This window comes from Gottfriedia sp. NPDC057991, from assembly GCF_042886615.1.
Taxonomy (GTDB): Bacteria; Bacillota; Bacilli; order Bacillales; family Bacillaceae_G; genus Gottfriedia.
This window is the reverse complement of sequence record NZ_JBHVQN010000002.1, coordinates 570,352-591,533: the sequence shown is the minus strand read 5'-3', so window position 1 is coordinate 591,533 and position 21,182 is coordinate 570,352. Positions and strand designations below refer to the sequence as shown.

Below are 21,182 nucleotides of genomic sequence, written 5' to 3'. Positions count from 1 at the left end.
AAATAAAACCGACTATTTTCTAGTCGGTTTTATTATATCATAATTATTTTAAAATTTAATTAGTCTTGTTCAGCGAATTTTTTCTTTTTCGCTGCACGCTCACGCTCACTTTTATCAAGAAGCTTTTTACGTAAACGAATTGATGTTGGTGTAACTTCACAGTACTCATCATCATTTAAGTATTCTAAAGATTCTTCAAGCGTCATAATACGTGGTTTTTTCATTGTTGTTGTTTGGTCTTTATTTGCTGAACGAATGTTAGTAGCATGTTTAACTTTAACAACGTTTACTGATAAATCATTATCACGGTTATGCTCACCAACAATCATACCATCATAAACATCTGTTCCTGGCTCAAGGAAAATTATACCACGGTCTTCTAGACCCATAATTCCGTATGTTGAAGCTTTACCAGTTTCCATTGATACTAATACACCTTGACGACGTCCACCAACTTGACCTTGAATAGCTGGTTGGTAGCTATCGAATGAATGGTTAATGATTCCATAACCACGAGTTAAAGTTAAGAATTCAGTAGTATAACCAATTAATCCACGAGCTGGTACCATAAATGTTAAACGAACTTGGCCGTTACCATTATTAACCATGTCTCTCATTTCACCTTTACGTGCACCCATTGATTCCATGATTGAACCAGTATATTCTTCAGGAACGTCAATTTGTACATGCTCAACTGGCTCACATCTTACACCGTCAACTTCACGAATGATAACTTCTGGTTTTGAAACTTGAAGTTCATATCCTTCACGACGCATGTTTTCAATTAGGATTGATAAGTGAAGCTCACCACGTCCACTTACGATCCATACATCAGGAGAATCTGTATTTTCTACACGTAAACTTACATCTGTTTGAAGCTCTTGTAATAATCTTTCCTCAATTTTACGAGAAGTTACAAATTTACCTTCACGACCTGCAAAAGGTGAATTATTAACTAAGAATGTCATTTGAAGAGTTGGCTCATCAATACGTAAGATTGGAAGTGCTTCTTGGTGTTCAGCAGGACATACTGTTTCACCAACATTGATATCTTCCATACCAGATACTGCTACTAAGTCACCAGCTTTTGCTTCTTGGATTTCAATACGTTTTAATCCAATGAATCCGAACATTTTTGTAATACGGAATTGTTTAACTGATCCATCAAGTTTCATTAAAGCAACTGATTGACCAACTTGCATTGTTCCACGGAAAATACGTCCGATACCGATACGTCCAACATAGTCATTGTAGTCTAATAATGTTACTTGGAATTGTAAAGGCTCTTCACTATTATCGATTGGAGTTGGAATGTGCTCAATAATTGTATCGAATAAAGCATTCATATTTGGTTCTTGTTTAGAAGGATCAGATTCTAAGCTAGAAGTTCCGTTGATAGCTGATGCGAATACAACTGGGAATTCTAATTGATCTTCATCTGCACCTAATTCGATAAATAAATCGATTACTTCGTCAACTACTTCATCAGGACGTGCGAAGTCACGGTCGATTTTATTTACTACTACGATTGGTGTTAAATGTTGTTCTAAAGCTTTTTTCAGTACAAAACGAGTTTGTGGCATACATCCTTCATATGCATCTACAACTAAAAGAACACCATCAACCATTTTCATGATACGTTCTACTTCTCCACCAAAATCGGCGTGTCCAGGAGTATCCATGATGTTAATACGTTTACCTTCATACTGGATTGCAGTATTTTTAGCTAAAATTGTAATTCCACGTTCACGTTCTATATCATTAGAGTCCATTGCACGTTCATTAACGTTTTCGTTTGAACGGAATGTACCTGATTGTTTTAATAACTCATCAACTAACGTTGTTTTCCCATGGTCAACGTGCGCAATAATTGCTATATTGCGTAAATCTTCTCTTTTTTTCAAAATATATTCACTCCTAAAATGTCTACACATCTATTTTCATTATTAACTAAAACATTATAGCACATGCATACGGAAATATATCAAGAAAATGTTTAATCAAAAAAAATTATTAATAAATTTTTAGTAAAGATTTACCTTATTCAAATTTACATCCGTTTCGACAAAGAGTAAAATAAGAATTATGAACAGGAGGATTCACCATGTCTAGCATAAAATTTAGACTTTTCTGTGTAGCACTTTTATCCGTAATCTTCTTAATTCTAGTTGGTATTATGCTAGCAGAACTAAGTATTATTGGCGCTGTCATTTCACTAATTATTTCCATTTCATTAGTTGGTTATGGTTTTTCATTACGTGCTAAATTAAAAAGAGAAGGCAAGTTATAAACTTACCTTCTTTTTATTATTATTGTAGAAATTCGATATAATCAGTGAGTAATTCGTTATGAATCGAAGCGTTACTTACTAGCACTGAGCTTTTTTTAAGAATTGAAAGGCTTTCATTTTTGAGCGTAGTACATATTCCGCCTAGTTCTTCAACAATAATTTTACCCGCGGCAAAGTCCCAAGGCGATAATCTTGGGGTGATATATGCATCAACCCTTCCCATTGCCACATAGACCATTTCCATCGCTGCAGATCCATATGACCTACTTCCTCTAACTCTTCGAATAAGGTTACTTAATTTTTCATGGTTTACATAACGATTTTTAGTTAACCAAATAGCATTTACAGCTACAATAGCCTCTTCTAGTACTACATTTTTCAAAGGCGTTAATTCGAGATCATTTAAATAAGCTCCTTCACCTTTTTTAGCAAAATATAGTTCATTATGTATTACATCCATTATAAATCCCATTTTACCGATTCCATTTTCATAAATACCTAAAGAAATCATAAAATTACGTTTTTGGTGAACAAAATTCATCGTTCCATCGATTGGATCAAGAATCCATACAACCCCATTTACATGATCCAATTCATCGCCTTTACCCTCTTCACCAAGTAAATAATGATTTGGAAATTTCTTTTTTATTTTTTCGTAAAAGAATTTTTCAATTTCTTCATCTTTATTTGTTACTAAGTCATTTTCGTTTGATTTAGTATTGATTGTTATGGAGTCGTATAAAGAACTTTTAATATTTTCAGCTGCTTCTTGAAGCAATTTCCTCGCGAATTGTTCAATTTCTTTCCAGTCTACATTCATAATTAAACACTCCAAACTCTACGTGCTAAAACTAAATTATTATGGTCCTGTTTATCAGTTTACCAATTTTAACCTAAAAAAACCTAATGAAATGATTTTTATTTAATGATGAGGAACTTATTTTGGAGGGTGGGCATACGATAGACAATTGGGCTTTTAGCGGAAGATGAGCGCACAGAAAAACGAACCTATTTAAAGGTTCGGTAAATAAACTCGCTAAGCTTCTAGACGAATTAATTCTAATCTTAATAATTCTAATTTCTTCTTAGATTCAATCATTGCTTCATTATCATTGACTGTCATAGCATCGAATAGTGTAGCTAGTTCGTAATCTAATTCTAATCTAAGTACAGGAATTCTCTTTTCTGCATCAGTTCTTTTTAACGCATTAATCACTTGTCTCATCATTATCCCTCCATAGAATATAAGTTGGCAAAACAAATTGTAAAAGTTAATTAACAAAATTTTCTGATTTTTATCTTGCTACTAATATATGTTATTTAAGCTTATAATGTAACTATTTTATGAAGAAACATATTACCCATTTGTTTTGGACAAACATGGTATACTAATTAGATAATGCAGCTAGGGGGTTCGAAAATGACTCAAACTTTTTTTAAAGAAAGTGATTTTGAAATATTTACAACTGACTCAACATTAGAAACTAGAATGAGTGCTATACAAAATGAAATTCAACCAAAATTTAAAGAAATTGAAGAAGAAATACTACCATTTTTAAATGTACAAACAGATCAAAACTTCTTTGGCCATATTGCTAAGCATGCTCGTCGTACTGTGAATGCTCCAAAAGATACTTGGATTGCTTTTGCAACAAATAATCGTGGATACAAGATGCTTCCTCATTTCCAATTTGGACTTTGGGGTACTCACCTGTTTGTTTACTTTGGAATTATTTACGAAAGTCCAAATAAGCAATCGATTGCCATTAATTTTGAAAAGAATAAAAATAAACTTTACAAAATGATTCCGAAAGATTTTGTTGTATCAAACGATCATATGAAACCTGATGTGATACAAAAAAGTAAAATGAATAAAGATGAATTTAATAAAGGTATCCAAAGATTTCATGATGTAAAAAAAGCAGAATACCTATGTGGAATTACGATTGCAAAAGATGAAGCAATTACACTTACAAAGGAAGAACTAATCCAACGTATTATAGAAACATATAATACTTTAATTCCTTTATACAAAATAAGTATAAACTGAATTAATATAAGTGTTGTTTAATTATACATATGTCAAAATCAAAAGTCTATGCCCATTCTTTACACATTTTTCGACAGGACGAAATGTGAAATTGAATTACTTAAACAATACATACATATGAAAAGCCCATTGAAGGTAGCTAACGATCTTTTAATGGGCTTCTATTTTTTACTTAAGAATTTTTTCTTACTATTTAATTCTTAACTTATTGAATACTACATTTTAATTTTATCACCAGGAGCACCATTTTTAGCTTTTTGCATGACTCTGTATGCGGAATAGCCTGATATCTCTTCTAATTCATTACATAATTTTTTTTCTTCTGCAATACTAGGTACAATTGATTTAAACTGTTTGTACGTAGCCATTAACACTTCACGATCTATTCCCTTTTCATACGCTTTTTCTACTGATGTGTAGAACTTTATTACCTCAATTGTCTCATCAGTTGTCCAGTCATATGAAATTGGGTATTGGTAATCCATTTACTTCACTCCTACTATTTTCTAATTAATTCCATTTTAACACATTTTTTAAATTCCATTCTTATTTTAAAAATTGATATAATTTCATTCAGATGAATAAAATTTCATAACTTTATAATATTTTTCTATACAGAAAATTCATAGAATGATATAATTTTTTTGTTTTTCAAATGAAGGTAAGACAGTTTTTAACTTAATGAGAGTAAACAGTTGAATTGTTTACAAACATATCACTTCCGAAAAACACTATTATTCATTAAATGGGGTGTATGTTAAATGAAACAAAATGAAACGCCGTTATTTTCTTCTTTATTAGAGCATGCAAAGAAGAACCCTATTCAATTCCATATTCCAGGACATAAAAAAGGAAATGGAATGGATCCAACATTTAGAGAGTTTATTGGTGATAATGCATTATCGATCGATTTAATCAACATTGCTCCTTTAGATGATCTACATCATCCAAAAGGTAAAATAAAACAAGCACAAGATCTTGCAGCAAAAGCTTTTGATGCTGACCACACATTCTTTTCAGTTCAAGGCACAAGTGGAGCGATCATGACAATGGTAATGAGTGTTTGTGGACCTGGCGATAAAATTATCATTCCTAGAAATGTTCATAAATCTGTTTTATCTGCAATCATTTTCTCTGGCGCGACACCAATTTTTGTTCATCCTGAAATTGATAGTGAATTAGGTATTTCACACGGTATTACGACAAATGCAGTGAAAGAGGCCATCTTAACTAATCCTGATGCAAAAGCAGTATTAGTTATTAATCCAACATACTTTGGATTTGTAGCAGATTTAAAAAGCATTGTTGAATTAGCACATTCACATGGCTTAGCCGTATTAGTTGACGAAGCGCATGGTGTACATATTCATTTCCATAACGAATTACCGATCTCTGCGATGCAAGCAGGGGCTGACATGGCTGCTACGAGCGTACATAAGCTTGGTGGCTCTATGACTCAAAGTTCCATTTTAAATGTAAGAGAAGGCATTGTGAATGTCCACAGAGTACAATCTGTACTAAGTATGCTAACAACTACTTCAACATCCTATTTATTACTTGCTTCACTAGATGTTGCGAGAAAGAGATTAGCAACTGTTGGTGAAGAATTACTAACTAATACTATTCGGCTAGCAAATAATGCTCGAAATAAAATTAATTCAATCAATGGTTTATATTGCCCTGGTTATGATTTAGTTGGTAAAGAGGCTACATTCAACTTTGATCCTACTAAAATATTAATCAGCGTAAAAAAACTGGGTATAACGGGCCATGACGTTGAAGTTTGGTTAAGAGAGCGATTTAATATTGAAGTTGAAATGTCTGATTTATATAATGTTCTTTGCATTTTAACACCTGGTGATAGTGAAGAAGACATTCAGCAGCTAATTCATGCACTTGAGGTATTAGTAACTGAATTTGACATCTCAGAGCGCAATACGAATTTAAACGTTGAGATCCCAACGATTCCAAATTTAGCAGTCTCTCCTAGGGATGCATTTTACTCTGAAACAGAATCTGTTCCACTTGAGGATTCTGTCGGTAGAATTATTGCTGAATTTGTAATGGTTTATCCACCTGGAATTCCAATCTTTTTACCTGGTGAAGAAATCACACTTGAAAATCTAGTTTATATTAAAAAGAATATTGAAGCAGGATTACCTGTTCAAGGTCCAGAAGACGAGGAATTATTAACGTTAAAAGTATTAAAATAACTACAGCTTTCATGAAGAAACTAGGAAATCAATCCTAGTTTTTTTGTATTGTAAATCACATCTAAATTATATAGGCATATGATAGGTAAGGTAATTATATTGATTTCGCACGAAAAAATTGTTTTTATGTTAGGATGTGAACTAATTGATAGTCGTGAATAATAAAATTGTTCATGCTTCATTAAAAAACAACGGAGATTCAAATAATAAACTTTACCAAGAAATATTATCTAATTTAACAAATAGTAAAAAGTCTCATATTTATAAATCTAACCGTGAATTATCTTTTGATTTGACACTTAGAACTTATATACTTCAGGCTTCTAAAGATTTATTAACAAGCGGCATGCAATTTAGGGTTTTTAGAAGAGCATATTGTAATCCTATGTTTTGGATTCGTACACCAATGGGAGGATTTAGACTTAGGCCAGGCATAAGAGCTTCCATGGGAATTTATGATATTTTTCGCAACGGACAATTTTACGCAACAGAATGTGCAACTGCAATTATAATGTTATTTTATAAAGCCCTTCTAGATCTTTATGGCTATGAAATTTTTGATCAACTATTCGATAACGGATTTTACTTATACACTTGGAATTACGAACCTAAGTTAGCAATTTTAACGGCTGAAGTTGATCGTCCAGCTCCAGGAGACGTTGTTTATATTAAAAATCCTCAAGTTGACCCAATGACTCCAGAATGGCAAGGAGAAAACACTGTAACTATGGGAAGTAATTATTATTATGGTCACGGTATCGGAATACGTTCAATACAAGAGATTATTTTCCATTTAAATATGCATAGATATCCTTTTGCGATGGTTTCTGCTTTTTTAACAAATTTAAATACTAGAATTGACTCGAACGAAATGGCTCAATATTTAAAGGATAATTCAAAATTGATACCAGTTACAACGAGCGAAGCTTCATCCGACGTTATTACTGCAAGAATTGGCGATCAAACTCAAATTGCATAAAGATAAAAGTGGATGATTCTTAATTGAGTCTCCCTTTTTTTGTTCATTTATTAAAAACATAAAAAACCACAAGGAAAAACGATTCCCTTGTGGAATTTCTCATTTATAGATGTCTATAGATATTCTCTTAGACTTTAAGTTTTTATTTATTAATTATAATTAGCAAACTTCATTATCAGTTGGTTCACAATCTTCACAGTTTTTAACGTAAAGAGTTGTTACTTTTTCATCCTCGAAATGACCTACTGTTTTTTCACAACATTTACATACGAACGTTCCCATCTTTGTAACCCCTTTCATAATGTTGTATCAATTAACTAACTTCATTATAATGTGTTATACTTATTTACGCAAGTGGTAAATAAGTATAACTTAAATTTTCTAATACTAGATTATTCAAGGGATTATATAAGGTGACCGCTATTCAATTAGTATAACACATTTATTTTCTATTCATAGCTCTCTTCTATACTTGGTGATGGTAACCAGTCAGCTAAATATTCAGCGAGCTCCATTGCCTCTTCCTCAGTTTTTAGTTTACATAAAAATTTCAATTGATTTGGAAATGAAACATCCTGTCGATCTAATACAATGCATTGTCTAGACTGCATGCAGATGACGAGCGGCTTACCAAAGAACATGTTCGTATATACAATACCAATATCGTATCTTGTATCGTTCGTAACGAAGCCAACAAATCGGACTCTTACATTTTCATGATCATCATATAATTTCTCAAACATTGTTTCACCCACTCCTCCGTTTTAGTATTGTAAGTTAATACATATGAAGAAAAAATTAAATTCATACCGAATACTTGTCTAAAAATTTGAAATAATGTTATGATAAAAAAGATTAAAAGTGATGTTTTTCATAAAAACATCTTAGGGGGAAATTTTAAAAATGGTTCAACAAGCTACCATTCAATTAGTTGATAAATCAAAATTCCAAGAAGCAAATTTAGATTTAATAAATAATTTAATAAATGATTACATACAATCTTCAACTAAGATCGGTCAACAAGTTGACTGGAATTATGAAAGGGTTTCCTTTCCTTACACTATTTCAAATAAAAAATTAGATGATCAAGATGCACTTTATTTACAGAGCAATGATTCTCGTTATAAACATTTTGTTGTTTCAATTCAAGATGATAAAAATATCGTGATTACACTGTTACCAAACTCAACATATGGTGATAAAGGCAAAGCAAATGAGCTATGTAGATATTTAGCTCAAAAAATTGAAGCAAAGCTTGAATTATTTAACAATCGAATCATGTATTTTTACAAACGATAATTTAAAATAAATTTGCGATAGCCTGACAAAAGAAAAATATCGAAGCATAAAAGCAAGTAATAATAATACTTGCTTTTCTTGTGTTTCCAACGTATTTTGCAATTAAATAAAGCTGGTAAAAGAATACTAGAAACAATATGACTTTAGAATATATTTGATCCCTTTTCGACAAGAATAAAACAAATGAAAATCCTACCCAAAATAGTTGATGAATCATTAATACTATTAGTTGTTTTCGCATCAATTCTCCCGCCAATCAATCATCAAATACTAGAAAGTTTGTTTTTTAAACGTTATGCGAGACATGCCTTAATCATGCAAAAAAACCTCCTACCAAATAGGAGGTTACGGACAATCTTTTTATTCGTTATTTTGCTAGTACTCAGCTTTAAATGCATCAATAGTTAACCTAACTCAAAACTAACTAAATAAGGCGCATTAAATATGTTAGGAGCGTATTTAAAAGCAATCAAAAGCATATAAAATTCCCGTACTAAGAATTTTTTTGTATATTTGTCCACTTTCAAAGTGTACAAGCCTGCATATGAATATGATATAGCATGACTAAAATAGGAAGTGATGCCTATGTCTGAAGAAGAAAAATTAAAAAAAATCGAAAAAGATATAAAAAAAATTAATAAACAATTAGATATAATCGCTGAGAACATTGCTTTTAACCAGATTCTACTAAGCAATATTGCTCAGAATTTCCCACCACCTCTTAGCTTTCATAGCGGCTTTAGCTGTAGAAGAATCACACTTGAAGGCATTATTGGTATTGAAACTGGTGTTAATTCAGCTACGAAAGAAATTTTTGTTGGGCTGGTTATTGCTGGTGCATCATTAGGCGGAGTTGTTCTAAGTGGCTCAAATCCTAGAGCAGTACTAGGTGGAGAGATTTATATTGCAAAAGCAGAACTGATTTTAGAATTTGCGATCTAAAATAATTTACCTGTACTTTATCTAAGTGGAGAAGCATGTATCGGACCAGATTTCCTTGACTTACGAACATGAACGAGACTATCTCGCACAAGAATTGAATTTTAACTAAATTACTTTTTTAAAAATAATACGCACGTTTCGAATATAAAAAGACCTTCAATTAATGAAGGTCTTCTTTATTTATATCATTTTTTAACGAAGCATTATTTAAGAACGTGGATTGGATGACCCATCGCTAATTCTGCAGCTTCCATTGAGATTTCACCTAATGTTGGGTGAGCATGAATTGTTTGAGCAATATCCTCAACGCTCATGCAAGCTTCAATTGCAAGACCAAGCTCAGAAATGATATCTGATGCATTTACACCTGCAACTTGAGCACCAACTAGTACTCCATCTTCTTTACGAGAAACTAATTGTACGAATCCTTCAGTTGAATTTAGAGATAATGCGCGACCATTTCCACCGAATGGGAATTTTGCTACACTAACAGCTAATCCTTCTTCATCTGCTTGTTTTTTAGTATAACCAACAGTTGCTAATTCTGGATCAGTAAATACTACTGCAGGGATTGCTAAGTATTCGATTTGACTTGACATACCACTGATTGCCTCAGCAGCAACTTTACCTTCATAAGAAGCTTTGTGTGCTAATGGAGGACCAGCAATTACATCACCAATTGCGTAAATATTATTAATTGTTGTACGAGCTTGTTTATCAGTAGTAATAACACCACGTTCGTTAATTTCAACACCAACATTTTCTAAGCCCATGTCACGAGAGTTCGGGAAACGTCCAACTGTTACTAATACGTAATCAGCTTCGATTTCTTTCATTTCGCCATTTGTTTCGAATTTAACTGTAACGCCATCAGCAGTTTCTTCAACGCCTTTACCGAACGCTTTCGTTACGATATCTACATTACCTTTTTTCTTTAATCCACGTTTAACAATTGAACTCATAGATTTTTCGAAACCATTTAAGATTTCGTCACCAGCTTCAAGAATTGTTACGTGTGTACCAAAGTTAGCATAAGCAGTACCTAATTCCATACCAATATAGCCGCCACCAATAACAACTAATTTTTTTGGAATTTCAGGTAAGTTTAATGCTCCAGTTGAATCGATTACACGGTTGCTCCATTTGAAACCAGGGATTTCGATTGGAGTTGAACCTGTTGCGATGATCGCATTGTTAAAAGTATAAGTTTGAGCTGATTCTTCAGTAATTACACGAAGAGTGTTAGCATCATTAAAGTAAGCTTCACCTTTAATAACTTCAACTTTGTTACCTTTTAATAAACCAGCAACACCGCCAGTTAGTTTATTAACTACGCTGCTTTTCCAAGCTTGAACTTTTGTAAAATCAACTTTTACATTTTCTGCTGTAATACCGATGTCTTCAGAATGCTTAGCTGTTTCATAACGGTGTCCAGCTGTAATTAATGCTTTTGAAGGAATACAACCTACGTTTAAACATACCCCACCAAGATTACCTTTTTCAATAACAGCAACTTTTTGTCCAAGTTGTGCTGCACGAATTGCTGCAACATAACCACCAGGACCGGCACCGATAACGACCGTATCTAGTTCAATTGCAAAATCTCCTACTACCATTTATCTTACGCCTCCATTAATAATAATTCTGGATCATTTAATAATCGTTTAATATGGTTTAAAGCGTTTTGAGCAGTTGCACCATCAATCATACGGTGGTCAAAGCTTAATGATAACGCTAATACTGGAGCAACAACGATTTCTCCATTTAATACTACTGGTTTTTCAGCAATACGACCAATACCTAAAATAGCTACTTCAGGGTGGTTAATTACTGGAGTAAACCATTGTCCACCAGCTGAACCGATATTTGAAATTGTACATGAAGCACCTTTCATTTCTGCAGCAGCTAATTTACCGTCACGAGCTTTTGTAGCTAACTCATTAATTTCAGCAGAAATAGAGAAGATAGCTTTACGATCAGCATCTTTAACGACTGGTACTAATAAACCTTTATCAGTATCTGCAGCAATACCAATGTTATAGTAATGCTTGTGGATGATTTCGTTAGTAGCATCATCAATTGATGTATTTAACGCTGGGAATTTACGTAATGCTGAAGTTAAAGCTTTAACTACGTAAGGTAAGAATGTTAATTTGATACCTTGTGCAGCAGCAACTTCTTTGTATTTTTTACGGCTAGCAACTAGTTTCGTTACATCTACTTCATCCATTAATGTTACGTGAGGAGCAGTATGTTTAGAGTTAACCATTGCTTTAGCGATTGCTTTACGAATTCCACTCATTTTTTCACGAGTTTCAGGATATGCTCCTTCTGGAATTGGCATTGCTTTAGGAGCTTCTTGTGCAGCAGCTGGAGCTTCAGTTACAACTTCAACAGCAACTTCTGTTTGTGCTGCAGCAGCTGGTGCTACTCCACCTAATAAGAATGCATCTACGTCTTGTTTTGTTACACGGCCATTTTTACCTGAACCTGGTACAATACGTAAATCTACGTTTTTCTCACGAGCATATTTACGTACAGATGGCATTGCAATTACATGAGCTTTTGGTTCAATTGCAGCAACAGGTGATAGTGGTGCAGCATCTGTTTTTGGTTCACTTTGCTCATAAGATTCTTGTACTTTTGCTTGAACTGCTTCAGCAGCTTCTGGTACTGGAGTAGTAGTTGGAGCTTCTTCAGCATGTTGTCCTTTGAAGCTAATGTTTTCATATCCAGGTGCATCTAAACGTACTAATACGTCACCAACAACTGCAACTGTTCCTTCTGCTACTAATACTTCTAATACTTTCCCTTTTACAGGTGATGGAATTTCTACTACTGATTTATCGTTTTGAACTTCACAAATGATATCATCTTCATTTACTTCGTCGCCTGCTTTAATAAACCATTTTACAATTTCACCTTCGTGAATACCTTCACCGATATCTGGTAATCTAAATTCAAATAGACTTGCCACTGAGTTTGACACAGATTTCTACCTCCGAACAAAGTTAAATTAATTTTTTAAAATATTTTATCTATAATGTAAGAAAGGTATTGATGAATTTCATCAAATACCTTTCACTATTTTTTGTTATAAACTAAATTAGAAGTTTAAAACTTTTTGAATACCTTCAACTACATCTTTATGGTTTGGTAACCATACTGTTTCCGCTTCTGAGAATGGGTAAACAGTATCAGCTGCAGTAATACGTAAAACTGGTGCTTCTAATGAAAGGATACAACGATCATTAATTTCAGCAACAATATTTGCAGCAATACCAGCTTGTTTTTGTGCTTCTTGTACAACAACAGCACGGCCAGTTTTCTCAACAGATGCAACGATTGCATCAGTATCTAATGGATGAACAGTACGTAAGTCAACAACTTCTACTGATACGCCGGCTTTTTCTAATTCTTCAGCAGCTTTTAATGCAGCGTGAACCATTGCACCATAAGCAAATACTGATACATCTTTACCTTCACGTTTAACATCCGCTTTACCTAATTCGATTGTGTACTCGCCTTCAGGTACATCTTCACGGAATGAACGGTATAATTTCATGTGCTCTAAATAGATAACAGGGTCATTATCACGAATAGATGAAATTAAAAGACCTTTAGCATCTTTAGGTGTTGATGGAATAACTACTTTTAAACCAGGAGTTTGAGCCATTAATCCTTCTAGACTATCCGCGTGCATTTCTGGTGTATGAACCCCACCACCAAATGGTGAACGGAAAGTAATTGGTGAAGTAAAACGACCGCTTGTACGGTAACGCATACGTGCTGCTTGACCAGCGATTGAGTCAAAAATTTCGAATAAGAATCCGAAGAATTGGATTTCTGGTACTGGACGGAAGCCTTCAATTCCAAGACCGATTGCTAATCCACCGATTCCTGATTCAGCAAGTGGTGTATCGAATACACGCGCTTCACCGAATTCTGCTTGTAAACCTTCAGTTGCACGGAATACACCACCGTTTACTCCAACGTCTTCCCCGAATACTACTACAGTTGGATCGTTTTTCATTTCAACGCGTAATGCATCTGTGATAGCTTGAATCATTGTCATTTGCGCCATGACTTACTTCGACTCCTTCTCTTTGTAAATTGCATATTGCTCTTCTATATTACTTGTCATTGTTTCGAACATATTAGACATTAAGTGAGTAACTTTTTGTTTTGGCTCTTGGTCAGCAAGTTTGATCGCATCTTTAATTGCTTCTTTTGCTTCTTCGATAATTGCATTTTCTTCTTCTTCAGTCCAAAGACCTTTTTTCTCTAAGAACTTACGGAAACGAACGATTGGATCTTTTGCTTCCCACTCATTTTCAGTATCTTTTGTACGGTAACGAGTTGGGTCATCACCAGCCATTGTATGTGGTCCATAACGGAATGTTAATGTTTCAATTAATGTTGGACCTTCGCCATTTACTGCACGTTTACGAGCTTCTGATGTAGCTGCATAAACTGCTAATGGATCCATTCCATCAACTTGAATACCAGCAATACCTACTGCGATTGCTTTTTGAGCAATTGTTCTAGCTTTTGATTGCTTAGAAACTGGAGTTGAGATTGCGTATCTGTTATTTTGAACAACGAAAATCGCAGGAGCATTGTAAGCACCAGCAAAGTTCATACCCTCATAGAAATCACCTTGAGAAGATCCACCGTCACCTGTATATGTAATGGCAACAGATTTTTGGCCTTTCAACTTCATACCAAGTGCAACACCTGCAGCTTGAATAATTTGAGCACCAATAATAATTTGTGGGAAGATTGCATTTACATCTTCAGGAATTTGACTTCCTACTAAATGTCCACGTGACCATAAAAATGCTTTATATAATGGTAAACCGTGCCAGATCATTTGAGGTACATCACGGTAACCAGGTAAGATAAAGTCTTCTTTTTCAAGAGCAAATTGACTTGCTAATTGAGAAGCTTCTTGTCCTGCGGTAGGAGCATAGAAACCTAAACGACCTTGTCTGTTTAATGAAATTGAACGTTGGTCAAGAACACGAGTCCATACCATACGTTTCATTAATTCTTTTAATTGCACATCTGATAATTCAGGCATCGCTGCTTCATTAACGACTTCGCCCTCTTCATTTAAAATTTGAAGAGTTCCAACTGAATCACCAAATTGAAGCATTTGATCCATTAATTCAGAAACAGTTTGTGTATTCTTCATTTCTGTTGTTTCCTTTCCAGCTACTTTCTTCGTAGTAGTTGCCACTAAAACCCACACCCTTCTTTAATTATGGAGGATTTATTTTCTTTATCCATCATGTGTATTTTCTTAAGAGTAATTACAAGCAACTTGTACTTATAATTAAAATCTGTACTTATACTATTTGTGTATTACACTAGTACAACATTGAACACTAGTACAGTTTATAACACGTTCATAAACTCGTCAAATATTTTGTTGTATTATTTTATTCATGATTTTTCGGAAAATTTGTCACAAAATTTTCACCCTGTACTACCTTTGAAACAGCAATCTGTTATACAATAACAGAAACTCTTTTAAATTATACTCAAATAGCTAATAAAGGTTTTTTTTTATCATAAATTTCAAACTGTACTACAACGATTTTTGTTTAGTAATTCTAGTCCCAATGTGTTATTTACCATATTTTTCATATATGTCTTTTTGTAAATTATTTAATTTTTGAGTATAAAGATTTAATTGATCATTATATTTAATGACATCTTTATAAATGTGATTTGTATCCTTTGTCTCACTCTTTACATTTTTTAAATCAACTTTTTTCTGCGATAATAAGTTATAAATTGAAAGATCCGTTTCCATTGCATCTTTATATTTTGAATTCAATTTATCGTATAAGTCGGTTCTTTCTCTCCATGTTTTTATAAAGTTATTAACTTCATTTCGAAACTGTTCATCCTTCGTTTCAATATTTATTGTTTGAAGTTCTTTAATTTTTATGTCTATATCGTGAATTAATTTTGACTCCTCTATAACTCGTTCTTTCCGTTCATTTAACAAATTGATTGCTTGTTTAGCCGCCTCTTGTCTTTTATTTACTTCGCTGATTTTATATAAATAAATTTTTTCATAATACTCCAATTCTTTTACTTCTAGTTTTTGTATACCTTCTCCAGATTTTTGAAATTTCTGTTCCATTTCTGCAATTTGAGCTAGTTGATTTATGACTAAATTCTTTTGTTTTACTTGAGAAGTACAACCCGAACAAAAGATAAAGAGTATGCTTATTACAAGAAATAGAGTATTGAATTTTTTATACATAATTTCACCCAATTTTTTTTCATTATTATTTCCATGTTGCATCTTTTCAGACTTTTTATACGTCCTAAAAAATAATCTGGTCACATACCCACACACTTTATGTAGTTTTTCATAATTTGTAGTATCCGCTATATGCGGAAACAGTTTAAAGGGAGGTTATTATATGTACGGTTACGGATACGGTGGAGGAAAAGGTGGATACCCTGGATATGGTTACGGCGGCGGATGTGGATGCGGTTACGGCGGTTTCGCATTAATCGTTGTTCTATTCATTTTATTAATTATCGTTGGTGCAGCTTTCGTTTTATAATTCACACTAGTAAGCCTCTATTATTAATGTATAACCACAAACTTTAAGGAGCGATATTTTATCGCTCCTTTTTCCATTCTATTGGCTTGTGACTGACAATTTAAAAAAGATTTGTTAGACTAAATTAATAATACTAGTGAATAGTACATACTTATATTTAGGAAATATTAAGACAGGAGTGAAATTCATTTGATTACAATGAAAGATATAATTCGAGAAGGCGATCCTAGATTAAGGGAAATCTCGAGTGAAGTAAGCTTACCTCCATCCACTGAGGATATTAATTTAGCTAATTCATTATTAGAATATGTTATAAATAGTCAAAATCCAGAAATATCTGCCGAATACGGTCTACGATCAGGTATCGGATTAGCTGCACCACAAATTGGAATTCTTAAAAGAGCCATAGGTGTTCATGTTACTGACTTACAAGGTAATTTATTTAGTTATGCATTATTAAATCCTAAAATTGTCAGTCATTCTGTTGAGGAAGTTTATTTATCAGGTGGTGAAGGTTGCTTATCTGTTGATCGTGATGTTCCTGGATATGTTCCACGTTACGCAAGAATAACAGTAACTGGCTATGACACGAGATTAGGAGAAGTAAAAATCCGTTTAAAAGGTTTACCAGCAATTTGCTTCCAGCATGAAATTGACCATCTAAATGGAGTAATGTTTTATGATCGTATTAATAAAACAAATCCTTTTTCTCCTCCAGAAGGAGCTTCACCTTTAGAGAGAAAATAAAAAAGAGCGATTGGAAAACCAATCGCTCTTTCTTATTAAAGAAGTCCGGCCCATTTTAAACCGTTTAAAATTCCATCTTCATCAACATTCGTTGTAATATGATTTGCTAATTTTTTAAGTGGATCTACTGCATTACCCATGGCAATCCCCGTACCAACTTTTTCGATCATTTCTAAATCATTTAATCCGTCACCAAATGCGATTACATTTTGCATATCAAATCCAAGGTGGTTTACCATTTGAAGTATTCCATTCGCTTTAGAACCTCCAACTGGTAAGACATCTGACGAATACTCATGCCAGCGAATAAAATTAAAATCATTAAATCCATCGGTTAATGATGGCTCTTGATGCTCTTCACAGAACAGTAAAACTTGGTAAATTTCACGATTATAATAAAAATCATGCTGAACTTCAGGATGTTGCATTCTAATCGATGTCATTGCTTCTTTTATATGAGGATGTGAATCAATTGACGCTCTCATTGTCTCATTATTTAAATAAATAAGCGGAATACCTAGTTCTTTTGCTTTTTGAGTAAATTGGTGAAGTTGTTCTGGATGTAGGGCATGTTTGTGAATAGCTTCACCTTCAAATTCAGCATATTGCCCATTTAAACTTACAAAACCATTTATATTTAACTCTTCACGAATTTCTTTAAACATGAATGGTGCACGACCAGTTGCAATCGCTACGTGGATATCTTTATTTTGAAGTTCCGAAATTGCGTTCTTTGTACTTTCCGGAATTACTTTATCATGATTTAAAATCGTTCCATCAATATCAAAAAAAACGATTGGTTTAGTCATATTATTCTCTCCTCACTAAGACGCTGCATTTGCTTTTGAGTTATTCATTTTTGATTTCTGTTTACTATTCGTAATAAATACTCCAAGAAGTACGATTAATAGCCCCAAAATCATTTTAAAAGATAAAGGTTCGTTTAAAAAGAAAAATCCCCAAATAGAAGCAAATACAGGTACTATATAAGTAACCATTGTTGCAAATTCTGCACTTCCCTCTTTAACCATATAATAAAATAATAAATATGCCAACCCCGAACATATAACGCCTAGTCCAAACACGCCACTAAAAACTTCAAAATTAACAAATGGTTTTAAAGTCCCCTTTCCTAAAACGACCATATAAAAAAAGCCGAATACACCAGAAATACCTAAGGTTAAAAATGAAACAATCATTACATCAATTTTTTGTAAATACTTTTTAGTTAAATGTGAACCAAGTCCATAACAAAAAGTAACAAATAACATTAATATTGAATAAATTATATTATCGGAGAAAATTGTTGATGGATTAAGATTCATCATAATCATAACTCCAACGATCCCTATCATAAGTCCAATCCATTGTTTTCTATGAATTTTTTGAGAAAAGAAAAAATATCCAATAATAAGTGTTGCAATTGGCGTAAAAGCATTTAATACTGCCGCTTCATTACTTTGTAGATGGGTCTCACTAAAAGAAAGAAAAAGCCACGGTATTGCATGATTAAATAATGAGATGACAATAATTAAACCCATTTTCGGTAAATTTTTATAATCAATCTTTACCCTTTTAATTAACATAATAATTAATAATGTCATAGCACCAAAGAAACAGCGATAAAATACAATTGCTTCTGGCCCTATATCATTTAAAAGGAGCTTAATAAATAAAAAAGATGTACTCCAAATAATACTTAATAAAAACAAAGCTGCATATAACTTCTTCACATTCCTCTCCCCTTAACTTTAAGATACCCTCTATTTTAACTGCTTTTCTGATTATATTGAATGAAAATGTTTTTTCGATCAATACTACACATAAATATACTATGTCCGTGTTCTCTACATATAAGTTTAATTTCATGTCTAGGAGGTAAAACTAATGTTACGTAAACTTAGAAAAAAATTAAAAAAACGGCTAAAACAATTTTTGAAAAAGAAGAAATATATCTCAATAATTTCAAATTTTTTTTTAAAATGACCGTATTTTAGTTAATCTTCAATAAAAAGAATGAAAATATATAGAAAATCACTTATAATATTGAGAAGATAGTGATTTGACAAGGAGAGATTTAAATGATTTTTAAAGTATACTATCAGGAATTACCATTAGAGGTACCTGTAAGAGAAAAAACTAAAACAGTTTATGTAGAAGCAGATAGTGAAAGAGAAGTTCGTGCGAAATTATTACCTTTCAATTATAATATTGAACTTGTTCAAGCTTTAACCGGTGCTCATCTTGAATTCGAAAAACAAAGTGAAAGCTTTAAAATTTTGGAGCTAGCGTAATTTATGAAATTTCTTAAAAATGATCAAGCTGCCGTATTCGCACTAGGTGGCTTAGGGGAAATTGGTAAAAATACATACGCAGTACAATATCAAGATGAAATTATATTAATAGATGCCGGAATCAAGTTCCCTGAAGATGAGCTACTAGGGATAGACTATGTTATACCTGATTATTCCTACTTAGTTCGAAATGAGGAAAAAATTAAAGGTTTATTTATCACTCACGGACATGAAGACCACATTGGTGGTATTCCATATTTATTAAGAGAATTAAATATTCCAATTTATGGTGGTAAACTTGCTCTTGGCTTAATTAAAAATAAACTAGAAGAGCACGGTCTTTTAAGAAAAGCTAAATTAATTGAAATAAAAGAAGACGACATCATTAAATTTAGAAAAACTAGCGTAACTTTTTATCGTACTACTCACAGTATTCCAGATTGTTACGGAATTGTTGTCAAAACACCTCAAGGACAAGTCGTTCATACAGGTGACTTTAAATTCGACTTTACACCAGTCGGAGAAACAGCTAATTTAACAAAAATGGCTGAGATTGGTAAGGAAGGCGTTTTATGTCTACTTTCTGACAGTACAAATAGTGAGGTTTCACATTTTACAATGTCTGAAAGAAAAGTTGGAGACACGATTAATGACATTTTCCGTAAAGTAGACGGTCGAATAATTTTTGCAACATTTGCTTCAAACATTCATCGTCTCCAGCAAGTAGTTGAAGCTGCTATTGCAACTGGACGTAAAATTGCTGTTTTTGGTAGAAGTATGGAAGCAAATATCGAGATCGGTCATGACCTAGGTTATATCAAATGTCCTAAGGATACATTTATTGATGCATCTCAAATTAATCGTATTCCGGCTAACCAATTAGTCATTTTATGTACAGGTAGTCAAGGTGAGCCTATGGCTGCATTATCACGTATAGCAAATGGTACACATCGTCAAATTCAAATTATTCCTGGAGATACTGTAGTATTTTCTTCTTCACCAATTCCAGGTAATACAATGAGCGTAAATCGTACAATTAACTTACTATATCGTGCTGGTGCTGAAGTAATTCACGGCTCATTAAATGATATTCATACTAGTGGTCATGGTGGTCAAGAAGAGCAAAAATTAATGCTTAGACTGATGAAACCTAAATATTTTATGCCGATTCACGGTGAATATAGAATGCAGCGCATGCATGCTAAGCTTGCTATGGACTGTGGAGTACCTGAAGAAAACTGCTTTATCATGGATAATGGTGAAGTTTTAGCTCTTCGTGCAGATGAGGCTATGGTTGCAGGAAAAGTACCTTCTGGTAATGTTTATATTGATGGAAGCGGTATCGGGGATATTGGTAATATCGTTTTAAGAGACCGTAGAATTTTATCTGAAGAAGGTCTTGTAATCGTTGTCGTAAGCATCGATATGAAAGAATTTAAAATCTCAGCAGGACCAGATATCATTTCACGCGGTTTCGTTTATATGAGAGAAAGTGGCGATTTAATAAATGAAGCGCAAGCAATGATTTCTACTCATTTAAACAAAATCATGGAACGTAAAACTTCTCAATGGTCAGAAATAAAAAATGAAATTACTGATACTTTATCACCTTTCTTATACGAAAAAACAAAACGTAAACCAATGATTCTCCCAATTATTATGGAAGTTTAATCATTAGTACACGTTAATAGGGCGATCTCAAAAGTCAAAATACTTTTGAGATCGCCCTATTTTTATAAAAAAGCTCTGTTAAATTTAAATGTTGATTTTTGAACTAA

The 21,182-nt window shown here is 33.1% G+C and carries 23 protein-coding genes; 10 read left to right on the top strand and 13 right to left on the bottom strand.

Annotated elements, in window-relative coordinates; genetic code table 11:
• Positions 1-59 precede the first annotated feature (59 nt).
• Positions 60-1,907, bottom strand: coding sequence for a translational GTPase TypA (gene typA / locus ACFVR2_RS10310; protein ID WP_387361760.1), 1,848 nt, complete (start codon positions 1,905-1,907; stop codon positions 60-62).
• Between the two features lie 197 nt (positions 1,908-2,104).
• Between typA and ACFVR2_RS10305 the strand changes: the two genes are divergently transcribed.
• A complete protein-coding gene (locus ACFVR2_RS10305; RefSeq protein WP_387361352.1) occupies positions 2,105-2,290 on the top strand; it encodes a DUF5325 family protein in 186 nt (61 codons plus the stop codon).
• 19 nt (positions 2,291-2,309) lie between these two features.
• On the opposite strand, the gene ACFVR2_RS10300 is transcribed toward ACFVR2_RS10305, so the two are convergent.
• Together ACFVR2_RS10300 and ACFVR2_RS10295 are read right to left on the bottom strand one after the other, a co-directional pair.
• Positions 2,310-3,110 (bottom strand): inositol monophosphatase family protein, encoded by an 801-nt coding sequence (locus tag ACFVR2_RS10300; protein ID WP_387361350.1) that lies wholly within the window; start codon positions 3,108-3,110, stop codon positions 2,310-2,312.
• A gap of 216 nt (positions 3,111-3,326) precedes the next feature.
• Positions 3,327-3,515: a hypothetical protein gene (locus ACFVR2_RS10295; RefSeq protein WP_056468536.1), complete on the bottom strand. Its 189-nt coding sequence runs from the start codon at positions 3,513-3,515 to the stop codon at positions 3,327-3,329.
• A gap of 195 nt (positions 3,516-3,710) precedes the next feature.
• Between ACFVR2_RS10295 and ACFVR2_RS10290 the strand changes: the two genes are divergently transcribed.
• Positions 3,711-4,340, top strand: a complete 630-nt coding sequence (locus tag ACFVR2_RS10290) for a YktB family protein (protein WP_387361348.1) — start codon at positions 3,711-3,713, stop codon at positions 4,338-4,340.
• 215 nt (positions 4,341-4,555) lie between these two features.
• Here ACFVR2_RS10290 and ACFVR2_RS10285 read toward each other — a convergent pair whose 3' ends face one another.
• Positions 4,556-4,825, bottom strand: a complete 270-nt coding sequence (locus ACFVR2_RS10285) for a UPF0223 family protein (RefSeq protein WP_069035550.1) — start codon at positions 4,823-4,825, stop codon at positions 4,556-4,558.
• Between the two features lie 276 nt (positions 4,826-5,101).
• Between ACFVR2_RS10285 and ACFVR2_RS10280 the strand changes: the two genes are divergently transcribed.
• Together ACFVR2_RS10280 and ACFVR2_RS10275 are read left to right on the top strand one after the other, a co-directional pair.
• The gene (locus tag ACFVR2_RS10280; protein WP_387361346.1) at positions 5,102-6,553 is read left to right on the top strand and encodes an aminotransferase class I/II-fold pyridoxal phosphate-dependent enzyme; all 1,452 of its coding nucleotides are present in this window, start codon (positions 5,102-5,104) and stop codon (positions 6,551-6,553) included.
• Positions 6,554-6,707: 154 nt separating this feature from the next.
• Entirely contained in the window at positions 6,708-7,532 is an 825-nt protein-coding gene (locus ACFVR2_RS10275) for a protein-glutamine gamma-glutamyltransferase (protein ID WP_387361758.1), read from the top strand.
• 159 nt (positions 7,533-7,691) lie between these two features.
• Here the strand turns inward: ACFVR2_RS10275 and ACFVR2_RS10270 are convergent, their stop codons facing one another.
• On the bottom strand, positions 7,692-7,814 hold the full coding sequence (locus tag ACFVR2_RS10270) for a GapA-binding peptide SR1P (protein WP_098234026.1): 123 nt from the start codon (positions 7,812-7,814) through the stop codon (positions 7,692-7,694).
• Positions 7,815-7,981: 167 nt separating this feature from the next.
• Entirely contained in the window at positions 7,982-8,275 is a 294-nt protein-coding gene (locus ACFVR2_RS10265; protein ID WP_056468552.1) for a DUF3055 domain-containing protein, read from the bottom strand.
• A gap of 160 nt (positions 8,276-8,435) precedes the next feature.
• On the opposite strand from ACFVR2_RS10265, the gene ACFVR2_RS10260 reads away from it, so the two are divergent.
• Positions 8,436-8,831: a DUF1885 family protein gene (locus ACFVR2_RS10260; protein ID WP_387361343.1), complete on the top strand. Its 396-nt coding sequence runs from the start codon at positions 8,436-8,438 to the stop codon at positions 8,829-8,831.
• A 585-nt stretch (positions 8,832-9,416) separates the two neighbouring features.
• A complete protein-coding gene (locus tag ACFVR2_RS10255; RefSeq protein WP_387361341.1) occupies positions 9,417-9,773 on the top strand; it encodes a hypothetical protein in 357 nt (118 codons plus the stop codon).
• Between the two features lie 203 nt (positions 9,774-9,976).
• Here ACFVR2_RS10255 and lpdA read toward each other — a convergent pair whose 3' ends face one another.
• From lpdA to ACFVR2_RS10230, 5 genes are all read right to left on the bottom strand, one after another.
• Positions 9,977-11,389, bottom strand: coding sequence for a dihydrolipoyl dehydrogenase (lpdA, locus tag ACFVR2_RS10250; protein ID WP_387361340.1), 1,413 nt, complete (start codon positions 11,387-11,389; stop codon positions 9,977-9,979).
• Between the two features lie 5 nt (positions 11,390-11,394).
• Positions 11,395-12,750, bottom strand: a complete 1,356-nt coding sequence (locus tag ACFVR2_RS10245; protein WP_387361756.1) for a dihydrolipoamide acetyltransferase family protein — start codon at positions 12,748-12,750, stop codon at positions 11,395-11,397.
• A 129-nt stretch (positions 12,751-12,879) separates the two neighbouring features.
• Entirely contained in the window at positions 12,880-13,857 is a 978-nt protein-coding gene (locus ACFVR2_RS10240; protein WP_387361339.1) for an alpha-ketoacid dehydrogenase subunit beta, read from the bottom strand.
• A 3-nt stretch (positions 13,858-13,860) separates the two neighbouring features.
• Positions 13,861-14,940, bottom strand: a complete 1,080-nt coding sequence (gene pdhA / locus ACFVR2_RS10235) for a pyruvate dehydrogenase (acetyl-transferring) E1 component subunit alpha (protein WP_387361754.1) — start codon at positions 14,938-14,940, stop codon at positions 13,861-13,863.
• 465 nt (positions 14,941-15,405) lie between these two features.
• Positions 15,406-16,053 (bottom strand): YkyA family protein, encoded by a 648-nt coding sequence (locus ACFVR2_RS10230; RefSeq protein ID WP_387361337.1) that lies wholly within the window; start codon positions 16,051-16,053, stop codon positions 15,406-15,408.
• Between the two features lie 163 nt (positions 16,054-16,216).
• Between ACFVR2_RS10230 and ACFVR2_RS10225 the strand changes: the two genes are divergently transcribed.
• Complete coding sequence (locus ACFVR2_RS10225) at positions 16,217-16,363, top strand: YjcZ family sporulation protein (protein ID WP_387361335.1); 147 nt, start codon at positions 16,217-16,219, stop codon at positions 16,361-16,363.
• A 189-nt stretch (positions 16,364-16,552) separates the two neighbouring features.
• Positions 16,553-17,110: a peptide deformylase gene (gene def, locus ACFVR2_RS10220; protein ID WP_387361333.1), complete on the top strand. Its 558-nt coding sequence runs from the start codon at positions 16,553-16,555 to the stop codon at positions 17,108-17,110.
• 35 nt (positions 17,111-17,145) lie between these two features.
• Here the strand turns inward: def and ACFVR2_RS10215 are convergent, their stop codons facing one another.
• Positions 17,146-17,919, bottom strand: a complete 774-nt coding sequence (locus ACFVR2_RS10215; RefSeq protein ID WP_387361330.1) for a Cof-type HAD-IIB family hydrolase — start codon at positions 17,917-17,919, stop codon at positions 17,146-17,148.
• A 15-nt stretch (positions 17,920-17,934) separates the two neighbouring features.
• Positions 17,935-18,843, bottom strand: coding sequence for a DMT family transporter (locus ACFVR2_RS10210; protein WP_387361328.1), 909 nt, complete (start codon positions 18,841-18,843; stop codon positions 17,935-17,937).
• Positions 18,844-19,191: 348 nt separating this feature from the next.
• Here ACFVR2_RS10210 and ACFVR2_RS10205 point away from each other — a divergent pair, with 348 nt between their 5' ends.
• Positions 19,192-19,404 (top strand): DNA-dependent RNA polymerase subunit epsilon, encoded by a 213-nt coding sequence (locus tag ACFVR2_RS10205; RefSeq protein ID WP_056468578.1) that lies wholly within the window; start codon positions 19,192-19,194, stop codon positions 19,402-19,404.
• 3 nt (positions 19,405-19,407) lie between these two features.
• Complete coding sequence (gene rnjA / locus ACFVR2_RS10200) at positions 19,408-21,075, top strand: ribonuclease J1 (RefSeq protein WP_387361326.1); 1,668 nt, start codon at positions 19,408-19,410, stop codon at positions 21,073-21,075.
• The last annotated feature ends 107 nt before the right edge of the window (positions 21,076-21,182 follow it).